Source organism: Streptomyces sp. NPDC001070 (genome assembly GCF_053598835.1).
This window is the reverse complement of sequence record NZ_JBSFLB010000008.1, coordinates 131,882-155,010: the sequence shown is the minus strand read 5'-3', so window position 1 is coordinate 155,010 and position 23,129 is coordinate 131,882. Positions and strand designations below refer to the sequence as shown.

At 75.4% G+C, this 23,129-nt stretch carries 21 protein-coding genes and 1 pseudogene; 14 read left to right on the top strand and 8 right to left on the bottom strand.

The window, feature by feature from the left end; translation table 11 throughout:
* Window positions 1–12: 12 nt before the first annotated feature.
* The 4 genes and pseudogenes from ACWDAS_RS12640 to ACWDAS_RS12625 all read left to right on the top strand — a co-directional run.
* Window positions 13–411: a 6-pyruvoyl trahydropterin synthase family protein gene (locus ACWDAS_RS12640; RefSeq protein WP_450389081.1), complete on the top strand. Its 399-nt coding sequence runs from the start codon at window positions 13–15 to the stop codon at window positions 409–411.
* Entirely contained in the window at window positions 408–1,532 is a 1,125-nt protein-coding gene (locus ACWDAS_RS12635) for a glycosyltransferase family 4 protein (protein WP_450389079.1), read from the top strand. The genes ACWDAS_RS12640 and ACWDAS_RS12635 overlap by 4 nt, the downstream gene beginning before the upstream one ends.
* On the top strand, window positions 1,529–2,383 hold the full coding sequence (locus tag ACWDAS_RS12630; RefSeq protein ID WP_450389078.1) for an SAM-dependent methyltransferase: 855 nt from the start codon (window positions 1,529–1,531) through the stop codon (window positions 2,381–2,383). Before ACWDAS_RS12635 ends, ACWDAS_RS12630 begins: the two co-directional genes overlap by 4 nt.
* A pseudogene (locus ACWDAS_RS12625) lies at window positions 2,380–3,213 on the top strand (lysylphosphatidylglycerol synthase transmembrane domain-containing protein); the annotation flags it as partial. The gene ACWDAS_RS12630 and the pseudogene ACWDAS_RS12625, both read left to right, overlap by 4 nt.
* Window positions 3,214–3,326: 113 nt before the next feature.
* Here ACWDAS_RS12625 and ACWDAS_RS12620 read toward each other — a convergent pair.
* The 3 genes from ACWDAS_RS12620 to ACWDAS_RS12610 all read right to left on the bottom strand — a co-directional run bounded on the left by ACWDAS_RS12620 (window position 3,327) and on the right by ACWDAS_RS12610 (window position 6,483).
* On the bottom strand, window positions 3,327–3,860 hold the full coding sequence (locus ACWDAS_RS12620) for a GNAT family N-acetyltransferase (RefSeq protein WP_450389076.1): 534 nt from the start codon (window positions 3,858–3,860) through the stop codon (window positions 3,327–3,329).
* Window positions 3,861–4,022: 162 nt separating this feature from the next.
* Complete coding sequence (locus ACWDAS_RS12615) at window positions 4,023–5,477, bottom strand: MDR family MFS transporter (protein WP_450389074.1); 1,455 nt, start codon at window positions 5,475–5,477, stop codon at window positions 4,023–4,025.
* A gap of 229 nt (window positions 5,478–5,706) precedes the next feature.
* The gene (locus ACWDAS_RS12610; protein ID WP_450389072.1) at window positions 5,707–6,483 is read right to left on the bottom strand and encodes an enoyl-CoA hydratase-related protein; all 777 of its coding nucleotides are present in this window, start codon (window positions 6,481–6,483) and stop codon (window positions 5,707–5,709) included.
* A 144-nt stretch (window positions 6,484–6,627) separates the two neighbouring features.
* Here ACWDAS_RS12610 and ACWDAS_RS12605 point away from each other — a divergent pair, with 144 nt between their 5' ends.
* On the top strand, window positions 6,628–7,413 hold the full coding sequence (locus tag ACWDAS_RS12605) for a tyrosine-protein phosphatase (RefSeq protein ID WP_450389070.1): 786 nt from the start codon (window positions 6,628–6,630) through the stop codon (window positions 7,411–7,413).
* Window positions 7,414–7,562: 149 nt separating this feature from the next.
* Here the strand turns inward: ACWDAS_RS12605 and ACWDAS_RS12600 are convergent, their stop codons facing one another.
* Window positions 7,563–8,525 (bottom strand): LysR family transcriptional regulator, encoded by a 963-nt coding sequence (locus ACWDAS_RS12600; RefSeq protein WP_450389068.1) that lies wholly within the window; start codon window positions 8,523–8,525, stop codon window positions 7,563–7,565.
* 173 nt (window positions 8,526–8,698) lie between these two features.
* On the opposite strand from ACWDAS_RS12600, the gene ACWDAS_RS12595 reads away from it, so the two are divergent.
* From ACWDAS_RS12595 to ACWDAS_RS12565, 7 genes are all read left to right on the top strand, one after another.
* Window positions 8,699–9,571, top strand: coding sequence for an FAD binding domain-containing protein (locus ACWDAS_RS12595; protein ID WP_450389066.1), 873 nt, complete (start codon window positions 8,699–8,701; stop codon window positions 9,569–9,571).
* 1 nt (window position 9,572) lies between these two features.
* Window positions 9,573–10,103, top strand: a complete 531-nt coding sequence (locus ACWDAS_RS12590; protein WP_450389064.1) for a (2Fe-2S)-binding protein — start codon at window positions 9,573–9,575, stop codon at window positions 10,101–10,103.
* A complete protein-coding gene (locus tag ACWDAS_RS12585; protein ID WP_450389062.1) occupies window positions 10,100–12,472 on the top strand; it encodes an aerobic carbon-monoxide dehydrogenase large subunit in 2,373 nt (790 codons plus the stop codon). The genes ACWDAS_RS12590 and ACWDAS_RS12585 overlap by 4 nt, the downstream gene beginning before the upstream one ends.
* A gap of 27 nt (window positions 12,473–12,499) precedes the next feature.
* The gene (locus tag ACWDAS_RS12580; RefSeq protein WP_450389060.1) at window positions 12,500–13,417 is read left to right on the top strand and encodes an XdhC family protein; all 918 of its coding nucleotides are present in this window, start codon (window positions 12,500–12,502) and stop codon (window positions 13,415–13,417) included.
* Window positions 13,407–14,306, top strand: a complete 900-nt coding sequence (locus tag ACWDAS_RS12575; protein ID WP_450389058.1) for an AAA family ATPase — start codon at window positions 13,407–13,409, stop codon at window positions 14,304–14,306. The genes ACWDAS_RS12580 and ACWDAS_RS12575 overlap by 11 nt, the downstream gene beginning before the upstream one ends.
* Window positions 14,307–14,767: 461 nt before the next feature.
* On the top strand, window positions 14,768–15,976 hold the full coding sequence (locus ACWDAS_RS12570; protein ID WP_450389057.1) for a vWA domain-containing protein: 1,209 nt from the start codon (window positions 14,768–14,770) through the stop codon (window positions 15,974–15,976).
* A gap of 45 nt (window positions 15,977–16,021) precedes the next feature.
* A complete protein-coding gene (locus ACWDAS_RS12565) occupies window positions 16,022–16,198 on the top strand; it encodes an NAD-dependent epimerase/dehydratase family protein (protein WP_450389055.1) in 177 nt (58 codons plus the stop codon).
* A 152-nt stretch (window positions 16,199–16,350) separates the two neighbouring features.
* Here the strand turns inward: ACWDAS_RS12565 and ACWDAS_RS12560 are convergent, their stop codons facing one another.
* Window positions 16,351–17,337, bottom strand: coding sequence for an NAD-dependent epimerase/dehydratase family protein (locus ACWDAS_RS12560; RefSeq protein WP_450389054.1), 987 nt, complete (start codon window positions 17,335–17,337; stop codon window positions 16,351–16,353).
* A 33-nt stretch (window positions 17,338–17,370) separates the two neighbouring features.
* Entirely contained in the window at window positions 17,371–17,532 is a 162-nt protein-coding gene (locus tag ACWDAS_RS12555) for a hypothetical protein (RefSeq protein ID WP_450389053.1), read from the bottom strand.
* A gap of 9 nt (window positions 17,533–17,541) precedes the next feature.
* Here ACWDAS_RS12555 and ACWDAS_RS12550 point away from each other — a divergent pair, with 9 nt between their 5' ends.
* Entirely contained in the window at window positions 17,542–17,688 is a 147-nt protein-coding gene (locus ACWDAS_RS12550) for a hypothetical protein (RefSeq protein WP_450389051.1), read from the top strand.
* Window positions 17,689–17,726: 38 nt separating this feature from the next.
* Window positions 17,727–19,373 carry an amidohydrolase gene (locus tag ACWDAS_RS12545; RefSeq protein ID WP_450389049.1) on the top strand — a complete coding sequence of 549 codons (1,647 nt, stop codon included), beginning with the start codon at window positions 17,727–17,729 and terminating at the stop codon, window positions 19,371–19,373.
* Between the two features lie 16 nt (window positions 19,374–19,389).
* On the opposite strand, the gene ACWDAS_RS12540 is transcribed toward ACWDAS_RS12545, so the two are convergent.
* Together ACWDAS_RS12540 and ACWDAS_RS12535 are read right to left on the bottom strand one after the other, a co-directional pair.
* Entirely contained in the window at window positions 19,390–20,370 is a 981-nt protein-coding gene (locus ACWDAS_RS12540; protein ID WP_450389048.1) for an ABC transporter ATP-binding protein, read from the bottom strand.
* Complete coding sequence (locus tag ACWDAS_RS12535) at window positions 20,367–23,129, bottom strand: FtsX-like permease family protein (RefSeq protein WP_450389046.1); 2,763 nt, start codon at window positions 23,127–23,129, stop codon at window positions 20,367–20,369. The genes ACWDAS_RS12540 and ACWDAS_RS12535 overlap by 4 nt, the downstream gene beginning before the upstream one ends.

Genomic DNA, 23,129 nt, shown 5'->3' with positions numbered 1-23,129 from the left:
AGGTAGTCCCGCGTGTTCAGTGTCACCGTCCGCGACCATGTCATGGTCGCCCACAGCTTCCGCGGCGAGGTCTTCGGGCCGGCGCAGCGGTTGCACGGCGCGACGTTCCTGGTGGATGCCACATTCCGCCGTCCGGAACTCGACGCAGACAACATCGTCGTCGACATCGGACTGGCCACCCAGGAGCTGGGCGCGGTGCTTGCCGCGCTCAACTACCGCAACCTGGACGACGAGCCCGAGTTCGCCGGGGTCAACACCTCCACGGAGTTCCTGGCCAGGCTCATCGCCGACCGGCTCGCCGACCGCGTGGCCGCGGGCAAGCTCGGAGAGGGGGCGCACGGCCTGACGGGCATCTCCGTCACCCTGCACGAGTCGCACGTGGCCTGGGCGAGCTACGAGCGATCGCTGTGACCACGCCCGCGCGCACGACCGCCCCCGCCTCGGCGGGGGCGGGCACCGCGTACGTCGTCCTCCCGGGCGACATCGACGACGCGACGTCGCCCAGCGGCGGCAACGTCTACGACCGGCGGCTGACCCAGACCCTGGCGGCGGCGGGCCGCCCGCTGCGCGAGCTCCCCGTGCACGGGTCCTGGCCGCGGCCGGACACCGCCGCCCGCGAGGCCCTGTCCAGGGTGCTCGCGGCGCTGCCCGACGGCGCCGTCGTCCTGCTCGACGGACTCGTGGCCTGCGGCGTCCCCGACATCGTCGTCCCGCAGACGCGCCGGCTGCGCACGGCGGTCCTGGTGCATCTGCCGCTCGCCGACGAGACCGGCCTCGATCCCGCGGCCGCCGGAGCGTTGGACGCCCAGGAGCGCGAGACCCTGCACGCCGCGGCCGCGGTCGTCGCCACCAGTCCCTGGGCCGCGCGGCGCATCGCCGAACGGCACGCACTGTCCGCGGACCGGGTGCACGTGGTCACCCCCGGCACCGATCCCGCGCCGCTCGCGCCCGGCACCGACGGCGGAACGCGGCTGCTGTGCGTCGCCTCGCTGACCCCCCGCAAGGGCCACGACCTGCTGGTCGAGGCACTGGCCGCGGTCGCCGACCTGCCGTGGACCTGCCGTTGCGTGGGTCCGCTCGGCCGCGACCCAGAACACGTCACGCGCGTGCGTGAACTGATCGCCCGGCACGGCCTCGGCGACCGCGTACGGCTCACCGGCCCGCTGACCGGCGACCCCCTGGCGGCGGAGTACGCGGCCGCCGACCTGCTCGTCCTGCCGTCCCGCGCCGAGACCTTCGGCATGGTCGTGACCGAGGCTCTGATGCGCGGCACCCCCGTGCTTGCCTCCGCCGCCGGCGGGGTGCCCGACGCTCTCGGCCTGGCCCCGGACGGCGACCCGCCCGGCCTCCTCGTCCCCCCGGACGACACCACGGAACTCGCCGCGGCGCTGCGCCGCTGGCTCGACGACGCCGAACTGCGCGGCCGGCTGCGGACGGCGGCACGACGGCGGCGCGACACGCTGGACGACTGGAAGCACGCCTCGCGGCGCATGGACGCGGTGCTGGAACTGCTGCGGGAGGGAACCCCATGACCACGTCCGACACCGCCCCCTTCACACCGCACTGGCTCGCGCTGCGCGAGGACGCCGACACCGCGGCCCGCGCCGCCGGTCTGCTCGGCCCGCTCCGCGACCACCTCACGGCCGGCCACGGCGGGACCGGTCCGCTGGTCGTCCGCGACCTCGGCTGCGGCACGGGCTCCATGGGCCGCTGGCTGACCGGGCGGCTGCCCGGACCGCAGCACTGGGTCCTCCACGACCACGACCCCGCACTGCTCGCCATCGCCGCGGCGAGCATCGCGGGACTCTCCGCGGAGGGCGGCAGCCCCGTGACGGTCGAGACCTGCGAGGGAGACCTCACCCGGCTCGGCGCCGACGACCTCGCGGGAACCTCGCTCGTCACCGGCTCCGCGCTGCTCGACCTGCTCACCGCCGACGAGATCGACGCCCTCGCCGGCACGTGCACCGCCGCGGGCGTGCCCGTGCTGTTCGGGCTCTCGGTGGTGGGCGAGGTCGAACTCGGGCCCGCAGACCCGCTCGACGCGGAGATCACCGCGGCCTTCAACGCCCACCAGCGGCGCACGGCCGGCGGTCGCGCGCTGCTGGGACCGGACGCCCTCGGCGCCGCCGCCCGGGCGTTCACCCGGCACGGCGCCACCGTCACGACCCGGCCCAGCCCATGGCGGCTCGGCCCGGACCAGGCCGCGCTCACCGCCGAGTGGCTGCGCGGCTGGGTCGGCGCCGCCGTCGAACAGGAACCCGCCCTGGCCGCCCGAGCGGACGCCTATCTGCGCCGCCGGCTCGACGCCTGTGCGAACGGGGAGCTCACCGCCGTCGTCGGCCACGGCGACCTGCTCGCCCTGCCCGGCGGTGAGGCCCGGTGAAGCAGCGACTGTGGGCCTGGCTGCGGCTGCTGGTCGGCGCGGGCATCCTCGCCGCTCTCGTGTGGCGGCTCGGCACCGGCGCGTTCGTCGACGGCGTGCGGGTCGTCGACGGCCCCGCCGTCCTCGCCGCCCTCGCGATCGGCCTGCTCACCACCGTGTTCAGCGCGTGGCGCTGGCGCCTGGTCGCCCACCGGCTGGGCCTGCGGCTCCCGCTGACCCGTGCCGTGTCGGACTACTACCGGGCGCTGCTGCTCAACGCCGTGCTCCCCGCCGGTGTCCTGGGCGACGTCGACCGGGCCGTCCGGCACGGGAAGCACTCCGGCGACGTCGGCCGCGGCGTGCGCGCCGTCGTCCTGGAACGGGTCGGCGGCCAGGTCGTCGTCCTCGTGCTCGGCGCGGCCGTCCTGTTCACCCGGCCCGCCCTGGTCTCCGCCATCGCCGGCGACCTCGTGCCGGGACGGGCCGCCGCTGAGGTCACCGCCGCCGTGCTGGCGGCGATCGCGGCGCTCGGCGGCTGGCTGCTGTGGCGGCGCGGCGCCGCCAAGGGCCGGCGCGCGCTGGCCACCGGTCTGGCGGACGCGCGCAGCGGACTGCTCGACCGCGGCACCTGGCCCGGCGTGGTCGCGCTCTCCGCCGCCGGACTGGCGGGCCACATCGCCCTGTTCGTGGTCGCGGCCCGTGTCGCGGGCTCGTCGGCGCCGGTCACCGCGCTCGTACCGCCGCTGGTCCTGGCGCTGCTGGTGATGGGACTTCCCGTCAACATCGGCGGCTGGGGCCCGCGGGAGGCCGCGGCGGCCCTCGCCTTCGGCGCCGCGGGCCTGGGCGCCCAGCAGGGCCTTGCGACCGCCGTCGTGTACGGCGTGCTCACCCTCGTCTCCAGCCTCCCCGGCGTCGCCGTGCTCGCCCTCCCGGGCCTGCGCGCCCTCGCCGCCCGCGTCCGGGTTCAGCCGGCGGGGGGCGTCGAGGGCGCGGAGGGCGCGGAGGGCGCCGCCCCGTTCCGCAACTCCCTTACGAACCGGAGCCCGGGACGGCCGCCCACCTCCAGCGGGCCGGCGGGGACGAACCCCGTCCGGGTCAGCACGGTGCGCGAGCCGGCGTTGTCGAGTGTCGTCACTGCCCACAGCGTCGTCAGGCCGTACTCCCCGGCGGCCAGGGCGCACACCTCCTGAACCGCGGCCGTGGCCAGCCCCCGTCCGGCCGCGCTCTCGGCGATCCGGTACCCCAGCTCCGCCGCCCCGTCCACCACGTCGACGACGTTGACCCGGCCCAGCACCTCGCCGCTGCCGCCCACCAGCACGTGGAAGTGGCAGACCCCGGCGTCCTGCTCGGCGAGCAGCGCGCGGTGCCGGGCGCCGAACTGCGCGAAGTAGTCGTCGCCGCGGTCGGGTATGGACGCGGCGAAGTACGCCCGGTTCTCCCGCTCGAACTCCAGGAGCGCGGGGGCGTGGTCGGATCGCAGGCGTTCCAGTCGGGGCATGCGTCGATGTTAGGCCCTGCCGTCGGCGCGCCTCCCGGCGCCAACAGGGGGAGGGGACCTCGACTCGACCGCTGGGACCCGCGCTTGCCCCCCCCGTGTCCCCGCGGGCGGATCCGGGGGACAAGGCCCCGGCCGGAGACAGTCGGTTGACCCGACGGCGCTTCACGAGGCGGGCGAGGGTGCCGCCGTGTCGGGGCGGGCCGGGCGGCCGGTGTCGGGGCGTTCGACGCCCAGGGCGTCCTTGTCGGAGACGAAGAGCGCGGCTGCCGCCGAGATCAGGGCCAGGCCCGCGCAGAGCACGAAGCCGGCGTGGTACGCGCCCAGGTCGGCCGTCGCGGTGCCGTCCGCCGCGACCGCGGTGGTGCCGATCGCGGTGAGGAGCGTGGCGATGAGCGCGGTTCCGAAGGCGCCGCCGAGCTGCCGCTGCATGTTGAAGACGGTGGCCGCCCGCCCCGTCGAGGGGGCGGGGACCGTGGCGAACGCGGCGTTCTGCGCCGACATCATCACGTGCCCGATGCAGTAGCCCAGCACGAAGAGGACGCCGCGCAGCGTCCACGGCGCGGTGGCGGTCGTGAAGCCGGTCATCACCGCGACGCAGACGCCCATGCCCGCAGAACCGCCCACCATGAGCCACCGCGGCCCGATCCGCCGGTACAGGCGCGGCGCGATCTGCGCCGCGGCCATCACGCCGACGGCCTCCGGCCAGGTGGCGAGCCCGCTCTCGAAGGCGTTGAAGCCCAGCGCCTCCTGAAGGAACATCGGGTAGAGCCAGACCGTGCCGAGGAAGACCGCGCTGAGCGGGAACATCACCACGGTGTTGGCGCGGAACAGCCGGTCCCGGAAGAGTTCGAGGTCCAGCATGGGCATCGTGATCCGGCGTTCCACCAGCACCGTCGCGGCCAGCGCGGCGATCCCCAGGAACAGGGGCACGAGGATGCCCGCCGTGCCCCAGCCGTCGCCGGCGCCGTTGGTCAGCGCGTACAGCGTCAGCGCCAGACCGCCGCCGGCCAGCAGGAAGCCGAGGAGGTCGAAGCGCCCCGGGCGGTCCAGCCGGTAGTCCGGCAGGAAGAGCAGTCCGAAGGCGACGGCGGCCGCTCCGACGGGGAGGTTGACCAGGAAGACCCAGTGCCAGGACACGGCGTCGCACAGCCAGCCGCCCAGCACCGGGCCGACGGCCGGGGCGATCGCGGTCGGCACCATCAGCGCGCGCTGCGCCTTGATCCGTTCGGCGGGCGGGTAGGCCCGGAAGAGCATGGTCTGACCGACCGGGACGAGCAGACCACCGCCGGCGCCCTGCAGGATCCGGTACATGGTGAGCTGTTCGAGACTGGTCGCCATGGCGCACAGTGCCGAAGCGCCCGTGAAGGCCACGAGCGCGGCGAGGAACACCCTGCGGGTGCCGTACCGGTCGGCGAGCCAGCCGGCGACGGGGATGAACACGGCCAGGCTGACCAGGTAGCCGATGTTGATGCCGCCCAGCCCGGAGGCGGGCACACCGAAGTCCTCGCCGATGGCCGGCACGGCGACGTTGACGATCGTGGTGTCCATGATCGCCATGAACAGCGCGGCGACGAACACCACGGCGACCGCGGTGGTCGGCGGAATCCTGCGGGCCAAGGGGGAAGCTCCTCGCTCGGGGGCGCCTCCTCGGCGGTGAACCGCTTCCGGACGACACCGGGATCTCCCCGACTCCGGCGCCTGCCACCGTGGCGCCGGCATCGGCGTGCTCGGCACGGGCCCGCCCGGACGGCGGACCTCACCGGTCACGGCTTCCAGATAATCCCGCGCTCCGGCGTGGCGCACGTCGGAGTCACCCAAGCGCGTGTACCCGCCGGTTACCCAGACGTCAGCGGCCGGTCCAGCGGGGAGGGCGTCTGCCCAGGAAGGCGGCGACGCCCTCCCGCTGGTCCGCGGAGGCCATCACCGTGCGGGTCGCCTCCTCGGTGGCCCGCCAGCCCAGTTCGTCGGAGCCGGACAGCCAGGCGTCCATCGCCATCAGGCTCGCCTGGACGGCGACCGGGGCGTTCTCGCAGACACGCGCGGCGAGTTCGAGGGCGCCGGTGAGTGCCTCACCCTCCTGGGTGATCCGGTTGACCAGGCCGGCGGCGTGCGCGCGGGCGGCGTCGACCGGATCGCCGGTCAGCACCATCTCCCTGGCCAGATTGACGGGCAGCGCGCGCGGGCCGCGGAACAGCCCCGCGCACGTGGGCACCAGGCCGAGACGGACCTCCGGCAGGCCGAAGCGGGCGGTGGCGGCGGCCACCACCAGGTCGCAGGCGAGCACCAGTTCCATGCCGCCGCCCAGGGCCGCGCCCTCGACCGCGGCGATCAGCGGCTTGCGGCGGTGACGGCGGATCAGCCCGTACTCGCCGCCGCGCTCGGTGACGTAGTCGCCGACGGCGTTGAGATCACTGCCCGCGCTGAAGACCCCGCCGGAGCCGGTGAGCACCCCGGCCCACAGCTCGGGGTCGTCCTCCAGCGTGTTGAACGCCTCGTCGAGCGCGTTCGCGAGGTGCCGGTCGACGGCGTTGCGCTTGTGCGCGCGGCACATCCGGATCACCAGGACGCGGCCGTGCCGCTCCGTGCGCACCAGCGGTTCCACGGGCGGCTCGGGCTGGACCATGGCCGGCACCTCCGGTCGTTGATCGCCCGGGGTTCCGGGGTCAGCCGACGATATCGGCCCGCACGCCCCCGCGGTCCCGGTGTGCGCTGGTCAACCCGGCGCGGCGCACGGCACGATGGCCGGGGGCCGTACGAGGAGGGCGTCTTGGAGGCTACGCAGGACGGATCCGCCGGTGAGGTGCCGCGCTGGCTGGACCTGGCGGAGGTGGACAACATCCGCGACCTCGGAGGCCTGCCGGTGCGCGGCGGCGGCACGACGCGGCGTGGCGTGGTGTTCCGGGCGAGCACCCTCCAGGACGCCACGGCGGACGACGTCGAACTGCTGCTCGGCCGGTACCGCCTGCGTACCGTCCTCGATCTGCGCGGTCCCGACGAGGCCGCCCTGGAAGGCCACGGCCTGCTGGCGGACACCGCGGTACGCAGGGTGAACCTGCCGGTCAGCCGAGTGCGGGCGCTGGTCACCGACGCCGTGCCGGCGACGACCGCGGAGGACGGCGACACGGCCGGGTTCTACCTGGGACTCCTCGACGGCAGCGGTGAGTCGCTGGTCGCCGCCGCGCGCGTCGTGGCGGACACCGACCAGCACGCCGTGGTGTTCCACTGCGCCGTCGGCAAGGACCGCACCGGTGTCCTGGCCGCCCTGCTGCTGGACGCGGTGGGTGTGCCCGCCCCCGCCATCGCCGCCGACTACGCGCTCACCGCGCAGCGCGTCGTCCGCATCCGGGCCCGGCTCACGCGGCTCCCCTCCTATCGCGATCTGCCCGCCGTGGAGCACGCCTTCATGGCATCCGAGCCGCGCGTCATGCACCGCTTCCTGGACGCCCTCCACACCGACCACGGGGGAGCGGGGCCCTGGCTCCGCGACCGCGGCCTCACGGACACGGAACTCGACCGCCTGAAGGAGGTCCTGGTCGCGCCCGCGAAACCCTGACCTGGCGGTTCGGCAGACCCCGGCAGGGCGGTGCCCCACGGTGGCCGCGTGATGCGCCGCCCCGGGTCGCCGACGGCCACAGGGGGACCGGGGCCGTCGGCCGTGGCGATCCGCCGGGAGAACGCGGCCGTGGGGCATGTGGTAGCCGGTCACGCGGAGGGCCACAGCGTGACGTGGACGGCGGGGCGGAAGCGGGAGGGGGCGACACCGGTGCCGGGGGCGCCCATGACGCGGGTCGCGGCGGCCGTGTGGAGGAAGTGCAGGAAGGCGTCGGTCGCGGGGGAGCGGAAGCCGGGCGGCAGCACGGTGGCGTACCAGGTGGCGTACGCAGGTGTCGCCGGGGTGTCGAGCAGGCGCAGCTCGTCGCGGCGCAGGCGCGGCGTGACCAGGTGGGCCACGGCCGGCGCCACGCCCGCGCCCTCCGCCACGGCCTCCCAGGCCGCGGTCTGGTGCGGGAACACCCGGACGCGGGGCTCGGCCACCCGCAGCCTGCGCAGCAGCCGGCCGGCGTCCGCACCGGGGTCGGTGCCGGAAGGGTCCACCAGCCACGTCCAGCGGGAGGGCGGACCCGCCGGCCGGGGCGCGCGGGGCCCGGTCACCGCGACGAGCACGGCGCGGAAGACGGGCTCGCCGATCAGCTCGCCGCCGCGCACGGTGCCCAGGTCCGGGCCGAGCGCCACGTCGGCCAGCCGGTTCTCCACCAGAGCGCGCATCTCGCTGGTGGTGGCCACCCCGAAGGACGCGTCGATCCGGCGGCCCGTCCGCTCTGCGAAGGCCTCCATCAGCGACGGCAGTACGAACTCGGCCAGTGTGCTCGCGGCGACCACACGCAGTTCGTCGGGTTCGCCCTGCGCCGCCCGCACCGCGGCCTCCGCGTCCGCGCTCAGCGCCACCATCCGCGAGGCGACCGGCAGCAGCCGCGCGCCCGCCGGGGTGAGCCGCATCCCGCCGCCCGTCGCGCGGCGGATCAGCGGGTCGCCGAAGTGGGCGCGCAGCGAGCTCAGCGACTGCGACACGGCGGACTCGCTCACGTCCAGCGCCCGCGCCGCGGCGGTGACGGAACCGAGCCGGGCCACCAGCACGAAGGTGCTGAGCTGCGTCACGGTCACCATGCGATTTTCTCGCTTTCGCCCCGATAAGTGAAGACTTATCGGCCCATTGCGCGGGCGCCGCGACAGGGCGCAACATCACGTCACAGCACACGGGGAGCGTTCCTCACGCCGCCTCCCCGGCCATCCGGCCCGCCGGCGGCGCCCCTGGGCACGCCCGGATCCGGGAGGGCCTCATGCAGGTTCCCGCCACGTTCCAGTACGAGAGGGCGACCGGCGTCGACCACGCGATCGAGCTGCTCAGCCGGTACGGGCCCGAGGCCCGGGTGGTGGCGGGCGGCCACAGCCTGCTGCCGATGATGAAACTCCGGCTCGCCCAGCCCGAGGCGCTGATCGACATCAACGGCCTCGACGAGCTGACCCGGATCCGCGTGGACGGCGGCGAACTCGCCGTCGGCGCCATGGTCAGGCACGCGGACCTGCTGGCCTCCGCCGTGGTCGGCGAGCACTTCCCCATCCTCCGCGACGCGGAACGGATGATCGCCGATCCCCTCGTGCGCAACCGCGGCACGGTCGGCGGCTCGCTCTGCCAGGCCGACCCGTCCGAGGACCTGTCCGCCGCGTTCTCCGCGCTGCGCGCCACGCTGGTCGCCCAGGGGCCGGGCGGCCGGCGGGTCGTCCCGGTCCGGGAGTTCTTCCTCGGCCCGTACGAGACGGCGCTCGGCGAGGCCGAGCTGCTGGTGGAGATCCGGGTGCCGATCCGCTCGCACGCCAGCGCGTACCGCAAGGTCGAGCGACGGGCAGGCGACTGGGCCGTGGCGGCCGCGGGCGCGGTGCTGGAGCTCTCCGGGGGAGTGATCACCGAGGCCGGGGTGGGGCTGACCGCGGTCGGCGCGCCCCGGTTCGTGGCCGAGGAGGCGGAACGGTTCCTGCGCGGCGGACCGCCCGAGGAGGAACGCCTCGCCGAGGCGGGCCGGATCGCCGGCGAGGAGTGCCGGCCCTCCGCCGACCAGCGCGGCCCCGTCGACTACAAGCGGCACCTCGCCGCGGAGCTCACCGTACGGGCGCTGCGCGCCGCGGCCGCCCGTGCCCACGGGCAGGAGGCCTGACATGCGGATCACGGTGACCGTGAACGGCGAACGGCACACCCGGGACGTCGAACCCCGGCTGCTGCTCGTGCACTTCCTCCGCGACGAGCTGGGCCTCACCGGCACCCACTGGGGCTGCGACACCTCCAACTGCGGGGTCTGCGCGGTCTGGCTGGACGGCGCGCCCGTCAAGTCCTGCACCGTGCTGGCGGTGATGGCCGACGGCCACGAGGTGCGCACCGTCGAGGGCCTGGCCGACGGGGCGGCGCTCGACCCCGTGCAGCAGGGCTTCGTCGCCTGCCACGGACTGCAGTGCGGCTTCTGCACCCCCGGCATGATGATGACCGCCCGCTGGCTGCTCGACCACGACCCCGATCCCTCGGAGGAGGACATCCGCGAGGCGATCTCCGGCCAGGTGTGCCGCTGCACCGGGTACGAGAACATCGTGCGCGCGATCCGCTGGGCCGCCGAGCACGGCGGTACCGCGCGGCCCGCCGAGGAGGGCACCGAGGAAGCGCGGCCGGCGCCCGGCCGTGAGGAGGTGCGGACATGACCGCCACCGAGGAACGGCCGGTCGGCTTCGGGCGGATGACCCGCAAGGAGGACGCGCGGTTCGTCCGCGGCCACGGCACCTACGTGGACGACGTGCGACTGCCCGGCATGCTCCACGGCGCCGTCCTGCGCAGCCCGCTGGCGCACGCCCGGATCCTGTCCGTCGACACCAGCGCCGCCGAGGCCCATCCCAAGGTCAGGGCCGTCATCACCGGCGAGACCCTGGCCGGGCTGGGGCTGGCCTGGATGCCCACGCTCTCGTACGACACCCAGGCCGTGCTCGCCACCGACAAGGTGCGCTTCCAGGGTCAGGAGGTCGCCTTCGTCGTCGCCGAGGACCGCTACGCGGCCCGCGACGCCCTCGAACTCATCGACGTCGAGTATGACCCGCTGCCTCCCGTCGTCGACGCCCGCAGGGCGCTCGACCCCGACGCGCCGCTGATCCGCGACGACAAGGACGGGCAGACCGGCAACCACATCTTCGACTGGTCCGCGGGCGACAAGGAGCGCACGGACGAGGTCTTCGCGGGCGCCGACGTCGTCGTCGCACAGGACATGCTGTACCCCCGTGTCCACCCCGCGCCGCTGGAGACCTGCGGAACGGTCGCCGACATGGACGCCATCACCGGCAAGCTCACCGTCTGGTCCACCACCCAGGCCCCGCACGCGCACCGCACCATCTACGCGATGGTGGCCGGCATCCCCGAGCACAAGATCCGGATCATCTCCCCCGACATCGGCGGCGGCTTCGGCAACAAGGTCGGCATCTACCCCGGATACGTCTGCGCGGTCGTCGGCTCCATCGTCACCGGAAAACCCGTCAAGTGGACGGAGGACCGCTCGGAGAACCTGATGAGCACCTCCTTCGCCCGCGACTACCACATGCACGGGGAGCTGGCCGCGACGAAGGACGGAAAGATCCTGGGCCTGCGCGTGAAGGTGATCGCCGACCACGGCGCCTTCAACGCCACCGCCCAGCCCACCAACTTCCCGGCCGGCTTCTTCGGCGTCTTCACCGGCTCGTACGACCTGGCCGCGGCCCACTGCGAGGTCACCGGCGTCTACACCAACAAGGCGCCCGGCGGCGTCGCCTACGCCTGCTCCTTCCGCGTCACCGAGGCCGTCTACCTGGTCGAGCGGATGGTCGACGTGCTCGCCGCGGAACTCGGCGCCGACCCCGCCGAGCTGCGGATGCGCAACCTGCTGCGCCCCGAGCAGTTCCCGTACACCTCCAGGACCGGCTGGGAGTACGACTCCGGCGACTATCCGCGCGCCCTGCGGCTCGCGATGGACCTGGCGCACTACGAGGACCTGCGCCGCGAGCAGGCCGAGAAGCGCGACCGGGGCGAACTCATGGGCATCGGAGTCAGCTTCTTCACCGAGGCCGTCGGCGCCGGCCCGCGCAGGCACATGGACATCCTCGGCCTGGGCATGGCCGACGGCGCGGAGCTGCGCGTCCACCCGACCGGCAAGGCGGTGCTGCGGATCTCCGCCCAGACCCAGGGCCAGGGCCACGAGACGACCTTCGCGCAGATCGTCGCCGAGGAGCTGGGCATCCCGCCCGAGGACGTCGAGGTGGTGCACGGGGACACCGACCAGACGCCGTTCGGGCTCGGCACCTACGGCTCCCGCTCCACCCCGGTGTCCGGAGCGGCCACCGCGCTGGTCGCCCGCAAGGTCCGCGAACGGGCACGGCTGGTCGCCTCGGCGATGCTCGAGGTCAGCCCGGACGACCTGGAGTGGGAGAAGGGCCGCTGGTTCGTCACCGGCGACCCCGACCAGGGCCGCACGATGGCCGAGATCGCGCTCGCCGCGCACTCCAGCCTCGAACTCCCCGAGGGCGTCGAGGGCCACCTCGACGCGACCTGTGTCTACAACCCGCCCAACCTCACCTTCCCCTTCGGCGCCTACATCTGCGTCGCCGACGTCGACGCGGGCACGGGGCAGGTGAAGGTGCGCCGCTTCGTCGCCGTGGACGACTGCGGCACCCGCATCAACCCCACGATCGTCGAGGGGCAGGTGCACGGCGGGCTCGCCGACGGGCTCGGCATGGCGCTCATGCAGGTGATCGCCTTCGACGAGGAGGGCAACTGCCTCGGCGGGTCCTTCATGGACTACCTGCTGCCCACCTCCGTCGAATGCCCCTCCTGGGAGCTCGGCGAGACCGTCACCCCGTCCCCGCACCACCCGATCGGCGCGAAGGGCGTCGGCGAGTCCGCGACGGTGGGATCGCCCGCCGCCGTCGTCAACGCCGTCGTCGACGCCCTGCGGCCGCTGGGCGTACGCCACATCGACATGCCGCTGACCCCGGCGGTGGTCTGGCGGGCCGCGCGGGGACGGCCGCTCCGCACCGACCTGGCGATCACCTGAGGACACCCGATCACCCGAGGCCACCCGATGACGAACCCCCGACTGCTGACCCGCGCGGACGAACTCCGGCACGGCCGGACCCCGTTCGTCCTCGCCACGGTCGTCCGGGCGGAACGGCCCACCAGCGCCAAGCCCGGCGACAGCGCGCTCGTGCTGCCCGACGGCACCGTCGAGGGCTTCGTCGGCGGCACCTGCGCCGAGTCGACCGTCCAGCTCCAGGGCTTGCGCCTGCTGGAGACCGGGGAGTCGGTGCTGCTGCGGATCACCCCCGAGGGCAGGGGCGGCCGCGGGGAGCGGGAGGGCCTGGTCACCGTCGCCAACCCGTGCCTGTCCGGCGGGACCCTCGACATCTTCCTGGAGGCCAACCTCCCGCCCGTACTCGTCCACGTCCACGGGCACGCGCCCATCGCCCGCGCCCTGGTCGACGTCGGCCGCGCCCTCGGGCACGACGTCCGGCCCGCAGGCCCCGGCACGCCGCTGCCGCCCGACCTGGACGTGGTCGTCATCGCCTCGCACGGCCGGGACGAGGAGGCCGTGCTGACCGCGGCGGTGCGTGCCGGGGTCCCGTACGTCGGGCTGGTCGCCAGTCCCCGCCGCGGTGCGGCGGTGCTGGCCGCCCTCGGCCTCGACGAGGAGGAGCGGGGCCGCGTCCACACCCCCGCCGGACTCGACATCGGCGCCCGCACCCCGGCGGAGATCGCCGTGTCCGTGTACGCCGAGATCATCGCCCTGCGGCCGCGGCCCGCCGCCCGCCGCGGCCGCCCGGACACGGCGGTGGGGCGGCCCGTCGCGGAGGCCGTCGACCCCGTGTGCGGCATGACCGTCGCCGTCACCGCCGAGTCCGTCTCGGCGGCCGAGGAGAGCGGCGGCACCGTGTACTTCTGCGGCCCCGGCTGCCGGCACGCCTACACCGACGACCCCACCCGCTACGCGCATGCCTCCTGACCTCGACGCCCTCGTCCCCGACGTCGCCGCCCTGCGCACCCGGCTCGACGCCGCCGACTACCTCGCCGACGACGGGCTCGCCACGGCCCTTCTGCTGGCGGTGCGCATGCGGCAGCCGATCCTGCTCGAGGGCGAACCGGGCGTGGGCAAGACCGAGGCGGCCCGGGCGCTCGCGGCCGTCCTCGACACCCCGCTGATCCGGCTCCAGTGCTACGAGGGTCTGTCCGCCGCGGAGGCGCTGTACGAGTGGAACTACCCGCGGCAACTGCTCGCCATCCGGCTGGCCGAGTCCCGCGGCGAACCGCTGCGCGACGCAGACCTGTTCACCGAGGACTACCTGATGCCGCGGCCGCTGCTGGCCGCGATCAGCCATCCGGGACCGCGGCCGGCCGTCCTGCTCATCGACGAGGTGGACCGAGCCGACGACGAGTTCGAGGCGTTCCTGCTGGAACTGCTGGCGGACGCGGCCGTGACGATCCCCGAACTCGGCACGCGGACCGCGACGGTGCCTCCCGTGGCCGTCCTCACCTCGAACCGCACCCGCGACCTCCACGACGCGCTGAAGCGGCGCTGCCTCTACCACTGGATCGAGTACCCGGACACGGCCCGTGTCGCGGCCGTCATCCGGCGCCGCGTCCCCGGCGCGGGGGAGTGGCTGGCGTCCCGGGTCGCCACCGCGGTGGAACGGCTGCGCTCCGACCACCGGCTCACCAAACCGCCGGGCATCGCGGAGGCCGTCAACTGGGCCGGCGCGATGCGGGCCCTGGGCCTGACCACGCTCGACGCCGACGCCGCGGACCGCACACTCGGCGCGGTGCTCAAGTACGCCGAGGACCTGTCCGAGGTGCGCGCCGCGGGCCTGGCGAGCCTGGTCGACACCGATGTGTGAGCGGCGGCGCCTCTCCGGCGGGCGGTGCCCGGGCCGCGGCCCCGCCCGCACGGCACATCTGGAACCAACGGAGCGCTTCCGGACCGGAGTCCGGTCGGCCGAAGTGCCGTGGAGATGCTGCACGACTCGCTCGCTGCCGAGCGTTCCGGCCCGTGGGTGCCGGGCCCTGGGCACCGGCGGCGCGCACGGGGGGTGAGGGCCGTGCCCGGGGTGCCGATCCGGCACGGCGTGGTGCCCGGGTCGAGCGCGCCGCCGCGGGGGCGGGGCCCACGGACTCGGGACCGGTCGCAAGGGTTCCGCCGGCCGGACGGCGACCGCAGGGATTGCCGGCCCGACGGCGGCGCGTCGTCCGTGTGCGTCGTGGAGCGACTGTGGAACCGGTCCGGAAGTGCCCGCCCTGTTCGCACCGCGGTGCGTCCCGCCCGTCCCGGGCACCGGCGGCGCGCAAGGGGGCGAGGGGCATGACCGGGGCACCGGGACTGGCGGAAATGGCGGCCGCCTTCAGTGGCGCGCTGCGGGGGGCGGGGATCCCGGTGGGGCCGGACAGGGCGGAGCGGTTCGCGCGCGCGGTGACGGTGCTGGCGCCCGCGACGACGAGGGAGTTGCGGCACTGCGCGCTGGCGACGCTGGTGGCGGACCCGGAGCAGATACCGGTGTTCGACGCGGTGTTCCAGGAGGTGTTCGGCGGCGGTGCCGTCCACCACCTGGGGCCGCGAGGGCAGCGGGGCGACCCGCCGCGGTCGCCTCCCGGGGCCGGGCGTCCCGCCCCGAAGGGCGGTGCGGCGGGGCCCCCGGACGATGCCCCGGGGCGGGCGCGGGACGTCGCGACGCCCACGACGGCCAGCCCCGCCGACCGCCTCGCCACCCGGGACTTCGCGGAGCTCTCCGACGAGGAACTCGCCCTCCTCGCCCGGGCGATGCGCGCGATCGTGCTCAACACCCCCGTCCGGCCCTCCCGGAGGCGCAGGCCCGCCCGTCACGGCGAGCGGATCGACCTGCGCCGTACGCTCGCCGCCGGACGCCGCACGGGCGGGCACCCCCTGCGGCTGCGCCGCGTCGTGCCGCGGACCCGGCGCCGGGACCTCGTCGTGCTGTGCGACATCTCCGGGTCGATGGAGCCGTACGCCCGGGCGATGCTGCAGCTGCTCTACTGCGCCTCGCGCGGCGCGCGGGCCGAGGTCTTCACCTTCGCCACCCGGCTCACCCGGCTGACGCCGGTCCTGCGGCGGCCCGGCCTGCCCTCCGACGCGCTGGCGCGCGCCGGGCGGACGGCGCCCGACTGGTCGGGGGGCACACGCATCGCCGAGTGCCTGGCGGAGTTCAACGAGCGCCATGGGCGGCGCGGCATGGCGCGCGGCGCCGTCGTCGTGATCGTCTCGGACGGCTGGGACACCGGCGCCCCCGCCGACCTCGCCCGGCACATGGCCGCGCTCGCGCGGGTCGCCTTCCGGGTCGTGTGGGTCAACCCCCGTACGGCCAGTCCCCGTTACCGGCCGCTCGTCGGCGGCATGGCCGCGGCGCTGCCGTACTGCGACGCCGTGGTGAGCGCCCACGACCTCGCCGCCCTGGACGACTTCGCCGCCGCCCTGTCCGCCCCGGGCCGCCGCCGGGCGGGTGTGCCGCAGGCCGTACCGGGTTCCGTCGCATCCGGCGCCGGTCGCCCGTCCTGATCCCGGCATCCCGGCACCGCCCGGGATCAGGACGAAGGAGTCACCATGCGAGTTCTCGTTGCCGGAGCCGCGGGAGTCATCGGCAGCAGGCTGGTGCCGCTGCCGCGTGCCGTGGGGCACGACGTCGTCGGGCCGGCCCGGTCCGCCGACCGGAACGCCGCGGCCGCCGCGGCGGGAGCGGAGGCCGCCCCGTGGCCGACGCGCTCGACCGCGAGGGCCTGATGCGGGCGGTGCGCGACCACATCGGGCTCTACGACGGCGACACGTACGTCAGGCCGGCAATCGACAAGGCGATGGCCTTCTTCGAGACCCACCTGCGGGGGTGGCGCCGACCGCGGGGTCCCGGGCCCCGCCCGGGCCCCCGGCCCGGCGCCTCAGGCGCCCAGTGCCTTCGCCTCCTTCTGCGGGTCCAGGCCCACCGGGGGGCGGTCCGGGCGCCGGGGCGCCACGCCGCCGAGGGAGCTCAGCCACGCCCAGGTGTCGGCGACCGTCCCGGCGACCGGGCGGCAGCGCAGTCCGGTGGCCAGGGCGCGGGAGACGTCGGCGGTGTGCAGCGTGTCGTACAGCTCGCCCGGCGGGAGCCAGACCGGCAGTTCCGTCCAGGGCTCGATGCCGGCGGCCAGCACCGCCCCCGGCTCCGTCCAGCGCAGATCGGCTCGGCCGCCGGTCACCGCCGCGCAGGCGTCGAGGAGTTCGCACATCGTGGTGTGCCCGGGCGGGCTGACGAGGTTGTAGGCGCCGCCCAGCCCGGCCGCGGCGGCGTCCAGGACCCAGGCGGCGAGGTCGCGGGCGTCGACGTACTGCAACGGCAGATCGCGGGGGCCGGGGGCGAGGACGGGGCCGCCGCGGGCGATCCGGGTGAGCCACCACGGCAGGCGGCCGATGTTCTCGTAGGGGCCGAGGATCAGGCCCGCGCGCACCAGCAGCGCCCGGTCGCCGAAGGACTCGGCCGCGGCCAGTTCCCCGCCGCGCTTGGCACGCGCGTAGTCGACGTCGGGGCCGTCGCCGGGGGCGGCGGCCACCACGGGCCCGTCCTCGTCGAGCCCGGCGGCGGCCGGACAGGTGTACACGGAGCGGCTGGAGACGTAGGCGTACGTCCGGGCCCGGCCGGCCAGGAGCCGGGCGGTGTCCCGCACGGCGACGGGCGCTCCCGACCACGTGTCGACGACCGCGTCCCACTCGCCGTCCACCAGGGCCGCAAGGCCGCCCTCGGTGCCCCGCTCCCCGCGCAGTACGGCGGCTCCGGGCGGGGCCTCGTGCCGGCCGCGGTGGAAGACCGTCACCTCCCAGCCCCGTTCGAGCGCCCCTTCGACGACGGCGCGTCCCACGAACTCCGTACCACCCAGCATCAGCAGCCTCATGACGGCCACTCTGCCCGCCCGCGCGGCCGGGCGTCAGCGATCACGCTCTGGGCGCAACTGCGCGGCCGGCGCCGTCAGCATCAGGTCGACCGCGGTCTCGAAGGAGCTGCCGGCGATCATGTGCAGATGCCCGCGCACCGCGGACAGCGCGGGGAACGTCCGCGCGTTCACCGTCACCGACTCAGCCCGGACCACGGCTGGTTCATGCTCGCCCTGCCCGGCGGCATCATCCTGGCCGGCCTGGTCGTGGCCGCCCGCGCCAAGTACCTGCGAAGCTCTCCGTACTTCGCCACCGGCCGCGGCACGGACGCCGACGCCCTGACCCTCCCGATGGACCGCACGACCGCCTGAACGCCCGGACTCCCGTATCCCTCCGTCCCTGGAGCGCCATGTCCCACGCCGACCTCGTCCTCACCGGCGGCCCGGTGCACACCGTCGACCCCGTCCTCGGCCGGGCCACCTCGGTCGCCGTGCGCGACGGCCGGATCGCCGCCGTCGGCCACGACGAGGTCCGCGAGCTGATCGGACCCGGCACCGAGGTCGTCGACCTGGCCGGGAGGATGCTGCTGCCCGGTTTCCAGGACGCCCACGTGCATCCCCTCGGCGCCGGTCTCGAGCTGGGTCAGTGCCATCTCGCCGACGCCCACGAGGCGGACGAGTACCTGCGGATCGTCCGCGGCTACGCCGACGCGCACCCCGAGGCCGAGTGGATCACCGGCGGCGGCTGGTCGATGGACGCCTTCCCCGGTGGCACCCCCACCGCCGTGCTCCTCGACACCGTCGTCCCCGACCGCCCGGTCTTCCTCCCCAACCGCGACCACCACGGCGCCTGGGTCAACTCCCGCGCCCTGGAACTCGCCGGGATCACCCGGGACACCCCCGACCCCGCCGACGGCCGCATCGAGCGCGACGCCGACGGCAACCCCACCGGCATGCTCCAGGAAGGCGCGCTCCACCTCGTCGGCCGGCTCCTGCCGCCCGTCACCGCCGCCGAGCAGACCGCCGCCCTGCTGCGCGCACAGGGCGTGCTGCACTCCCTCGGCGTCACCGCCTGGCAGGACGCCATCGTCGGCACGTACGCGAACATGACCGACCCGGTGCCCGCCTACCACGCCCTGATCGCCGACGGGCTGCTCACCGCGCGCGTCGTCGGCGCCCTGTGGTGGGACCGCGCCCGCGGCGCCGAGCAGATCCCCGGACTCGTGGAGCGGCGCGCCGCCGTCAGCCGGGGCCGCTTCCGCGCCACCAGCGTCAAGATCATGCAGGACGGCATCGCGGAGAACGGGACGGCGGCCCTGCTCGGCCCCTACCTCACCGCCTGCGGCTGCGCCTCCGCCAACAGCGGCATCAGCTTCGTCGACCCGGCCGCGCTGGCGAAGCACGTCACCGAACTCGACGCGCTCGGCTTCCAGGTGCACTTCCACGCCCTCGGCGACCGCGCCGTCCGCGAGGCACTGGACGCGGTCGCGGCCGCCCGCACGGCCAACGGGCACCACGACACCCGGCACCACCTCGCCCACCTGCAGGTCGTCCACCCCGATGACGTCGCCCGCTTCCGCGCGCTCGGCGCGACCGCCAACATCCAGGCGCTGTGGGCCGCCCACGAACCCCAGATGGACGAGCTCACCCTGCCCTTCCTCGGCCCCGAACGGGCCGCCCGGCAGTACCCCTTCGGCGACCTGCTGCGCTCCGGCGCCGCGCTCGCCGCGGGCAGCGACTGGCCGGTGAGCAGCCCCGACCCCTTCCAGGCGCTGCACGTCGCCGTCAACCGCCGCACCCCGGACGCCCCGGACGACGCACCCGTCTTCCTGCCCGGGCAGCGCATCGACCTCGCCGCAGCCATCGCGGCGTACACGGCGGGGAGCGCGTACGTGAACCACCTCGACGACACCGGCACCGTCACCCCCGGCAAGCTCGCCGACCTCGTCGTCCTCGACCGCGACCCCTTCGCCGGCCCGCCCGGGGAGATCGCCGCGACCCGCGTCCTGCAGACCTTCGTGGGCGGTGAGCGGGTGTACGCGGCACCGGACGCGTAACGGGGGTGCCGGGGCGTCAGCCCGTGGCGCCGTCGTCGGGCCGCACGGTGATGTGATCCGGCTCCAGCTCCAGCAGCACGCGATGGCGGATGTCCAGCGCGGTGGTGAAGTCCTGCGGCAGCTGGAGCCGGCCGGCACGGTCGACGGTGGCGTACTCACGGGCGTGGACCGTGGTTCTGCCCTGCTCGTCGACCGTGGTGTGCCGGACCACCTCGGAGGCGGTGCGGCCGTCACGGATGGCCACCGTGCGGTCGACGGCCGTGGCGACCGCCTGGTCGTGCGTGACGACGACGATCGTCGTGCCGAGCTCCTCGTTCGCCGTGCGGAAAGCGGCCAGGACCTGGTCGGCGGTCGCCGAGTCCAACTGGCCGGTCGGCTCGTCGGCCAGCACCAGGGACGGGTGGTTGGCCAGTGCCACGGCGATGGCGGTGCGCTGCTGCTCGCCGCCGGACATCTGCTCCGGCCGCCGGTCGGCACAGTGCGCGATGCCCATCATCGTCAGCAGATCGGCGGCGCGCTGCGCACGCCGCTGCCGGCCCTTGACACCGCCTCCGAGCCGCATGGGCAGCACGACGTTCTGTGCGGCGGTCAGGTACGGCAGCAGATTGCGCGACGTCTGCTGCCACACGAACCCGACCACCTCGCGCTGATAGCGCAGCCGGGACGAGCTGTCCAGGGCGAGCAGGTCGAAGCCGGCCACCGACGCCGCCCCGGCCGTGGGCACGTCCAGCCCGGCCAGGATGTTGAGCAGGGTCGACTTGCCGCTGCCGGACGCGCCCACCAGCGCCATGAGCTCGCCGTGCGCCACCAGCAGGTCCAGCCCCTGCAGCGCCTGCACCTCCACGCCCTGAGCGGTGAAGATGCGTACCAGCCGGTCGCAGACGATCAGCGCGTCCTGCCCGTAGGCAGGCCGCTCCCTGCGCGCGGCGGCACGCCGCTCCAGCTCGGCCAGTGTCACGCCGCCCGGCTCCGCCGCTCCGGAGATGTTCTCGGTCATCCTCGCTCACCCATCCGCAGTTCCGTTCCCTCTCCGCGCCGCCCCGTCGCCCACGCCTGCACCGCCAGCACCGCGCAGGCCAGCACGACGAGCCCGGCGGCCGGCAGCAGCAGCGAGACCGGGTCGGTGCGCAGCACCGTCTCCGGCAGTACCGTGACCGGGGCGCGGGTGGTGAAGGCGAGCGCGGTCAGGTCCACGCCCGGCCGCAGCAGCGGCACCGTCGCCAGACTCACCAGGATGCCGCCGACCGCGCCGAGCAGGACCTGCGGCAGCATCTCCAGGACCGCCAGCCACTGACGCTGGCGCCCGGGCATCCCCATGGTCCGCAGCCGCGCCAGCAGGGCCCGCCGCTGCGGCGCGTTGTGGAGGAGGGCGAGCACCAGCGCCAGGGCGCTGTAGCCGGCGCCCGCCGCGACGGCGGCGATGTACACGCGCCGGGCGCCGGACTGCAGGGCCGTGGTGACGAACGACGCGCGCTCCTCGGACCGCACGGCGACCGCCAGGTCCGGCGCGACCTCGCGCACGGCCGCGCGCAGTGCCCGGCCGTCCAGCCGCGGGCCGGTCGCGTACAGCGTCGTCGGCTCGTGGACGTATGTGCCGGCGATGTACGGGTGCGTCCGCGCCATGGCCGCCGCGGAGACCACGACGAAGTCGCCCACCGGGACGGCCGGTGTCAGGTCCCGGGTCGCGACGACCCGTATCTCGGTCCGGCCGGAGGAGGCATGCACCGTCACGGTGCCGCTCCCGAACTCCCGCGCCAGCTGAGGCGAGACGACCGCGGGCAACGGCCCCGGGCCGTCGGCGGCCAGCATCCGCGCCGGAAAGGAGCCGCCGATGCCGGTGGACTCCACGAGCGCGGCGTACCGCTCCGGGTCGGCGATCACCAAGGTGTACAGGGTGTTGGCCGGGGTCGTCGTCAGCCCCTTCTCGATCCGGACCGGAAGGGTGCCGCGTACGCCGTCGACCTGCCGGACCCGCGCGGCCAGGCCCTTCGGCAGCGTGCCGAGGGACTCGATCCGCGCGTCGGCGCCGACGCTCCTGACCGCGGCGCGGTCGCGTCCCGACTCCACCCCGGTGAGGACGGAACCGCCGAAGGACGTCACGGCGAGCGCCACCAGCACCGCCAGCAGCGGCAGTGCCGCCGTCGACGGGGTACGGCCGGCACGGGCCAGCCCAAGGTGCCACACGGCTCCGGGAAGCCGGGCGGAGGGCCGGGCGAGCAGCCGCAGCGGCAGCGGGTACAGCCGCAACAGGACCACGGCGGCGATCACCGCGACCAGCACGGGTGCGGCGGCCGCGAGCGCGTCCGCGCCGCCGTCCGCCGTGCCCCGGCGCCGCAGCGCGAGCACCGCGCCGGTCACGACGACCGCCACCGTCAGCTCGGCCACGGTGCGGCGGCGCGAGGGGCGTGCGTCGGCGAGGTCCTCCCGGCCGTCGGGGCGCGGCCGGCGGGCGAGCGCGACGGCCCGCAGCGGCAGCGCCAGCGCGGCGACGACCGCGACCAGCAGCCCCGCCAGGACGGAGGCCGCGGCCCGTTCGGCCGGCACCAGCAGCAGGGCCGCCAGCACCCCGGCGGCGGCGGAGGGGACCACGACGAGGGCGCTCTCCCCGAGCAACCGGGCCGCGAGTGCGGCCACGCTGCTCCCGCGGGCCCGCAGCAACCGCAGTTCATCGCGCCGCCGGGTGGCCGCCAGGCCGCCGGCCATCATCACCACGACGGCGGCGACGGTGCCGACCCCCACCGTCGCGATCAGGACCAGCGGCGCGGCCGCCGCGCGCTCGCGGGCGAAGGGCTCCAGCAGTGTGGCGAGGCCCTCCTCCTCGAGGCGGAGTCCCGGACGGCCGGAGAGTCTCGCCAGGCGCGTCGCGTCAGGACCGCCGGCCAGCGAGGCGAGCCGGTCGCGCAGCGCGGGGACCTCGTGGGCGGAGAGCGCGGCGACCTCGGCCGGGTGGTGCCAGTACAAGCGGCCGCCGTTGGCCAGCCCGAGCACGGCCTCGGCGGCGTTCTGGTCGATGAGGACGGAGAAGTTCCAGTAGTACTTGGGGTCGTCTCCCGGCGGTGGGGGGACGGTGACCAGTCTCGCGGACTTCAGATCAGGTTCCGCGTTCCAGAAGCCCGCGCCGGGGGAGCGCGGTTCGACGATCCCGGTGATCCGCACGGTCAGCGCCGACCCGGCCGCGTCCGGGACGTGGAGCGCGGAGCCGGCCCGCAGGCCGAGCACCTTCGCGGTGCGCGCCGTGAGCACCGCTTCGACAGCGCCCGTCCCGGCCCGGGGTCCCGGCAGACGCCCGGACAGCAGCCGGCTGCGGCTGTCCAGCCCGGGCTGGGCGACAAGGGTGACCTTCGGGTCGAGGCCGCTGGGGCGTGGCAGCCCCGGATCGGAGACGGGCGCGGGCCGGTCGTTGCGCACCCCGTAGACGGCCCCGGCCGGGTCGAGATTCAGCGGCGGCCGCACGATGCGCTGGAACGCCGCCTCGGTCGCGGCCAGGGAACGCGGGGCGAGCGAGGAACCGTCCGCGGTGCCGGCCGAATAGCGCGATATCCCCGTGGAGACGGAGACGCTCCGGTCGGCCAGGGACGCGCCGGTGACCGTGTCGCGCAACGCGGCGTCCTCGTACGCGTCGACGGCCCGCGGCAGCGCCGCGGCGAGGAACGCGGTCACCAGCACCAGCGCGGCCAGGGCCAGCGCACCGCCGGGAGCGGCGCGCAACCGGGCGCGCGTCCACGACTCGTGGCCCGTTGTACGGGTCGCGGCCAT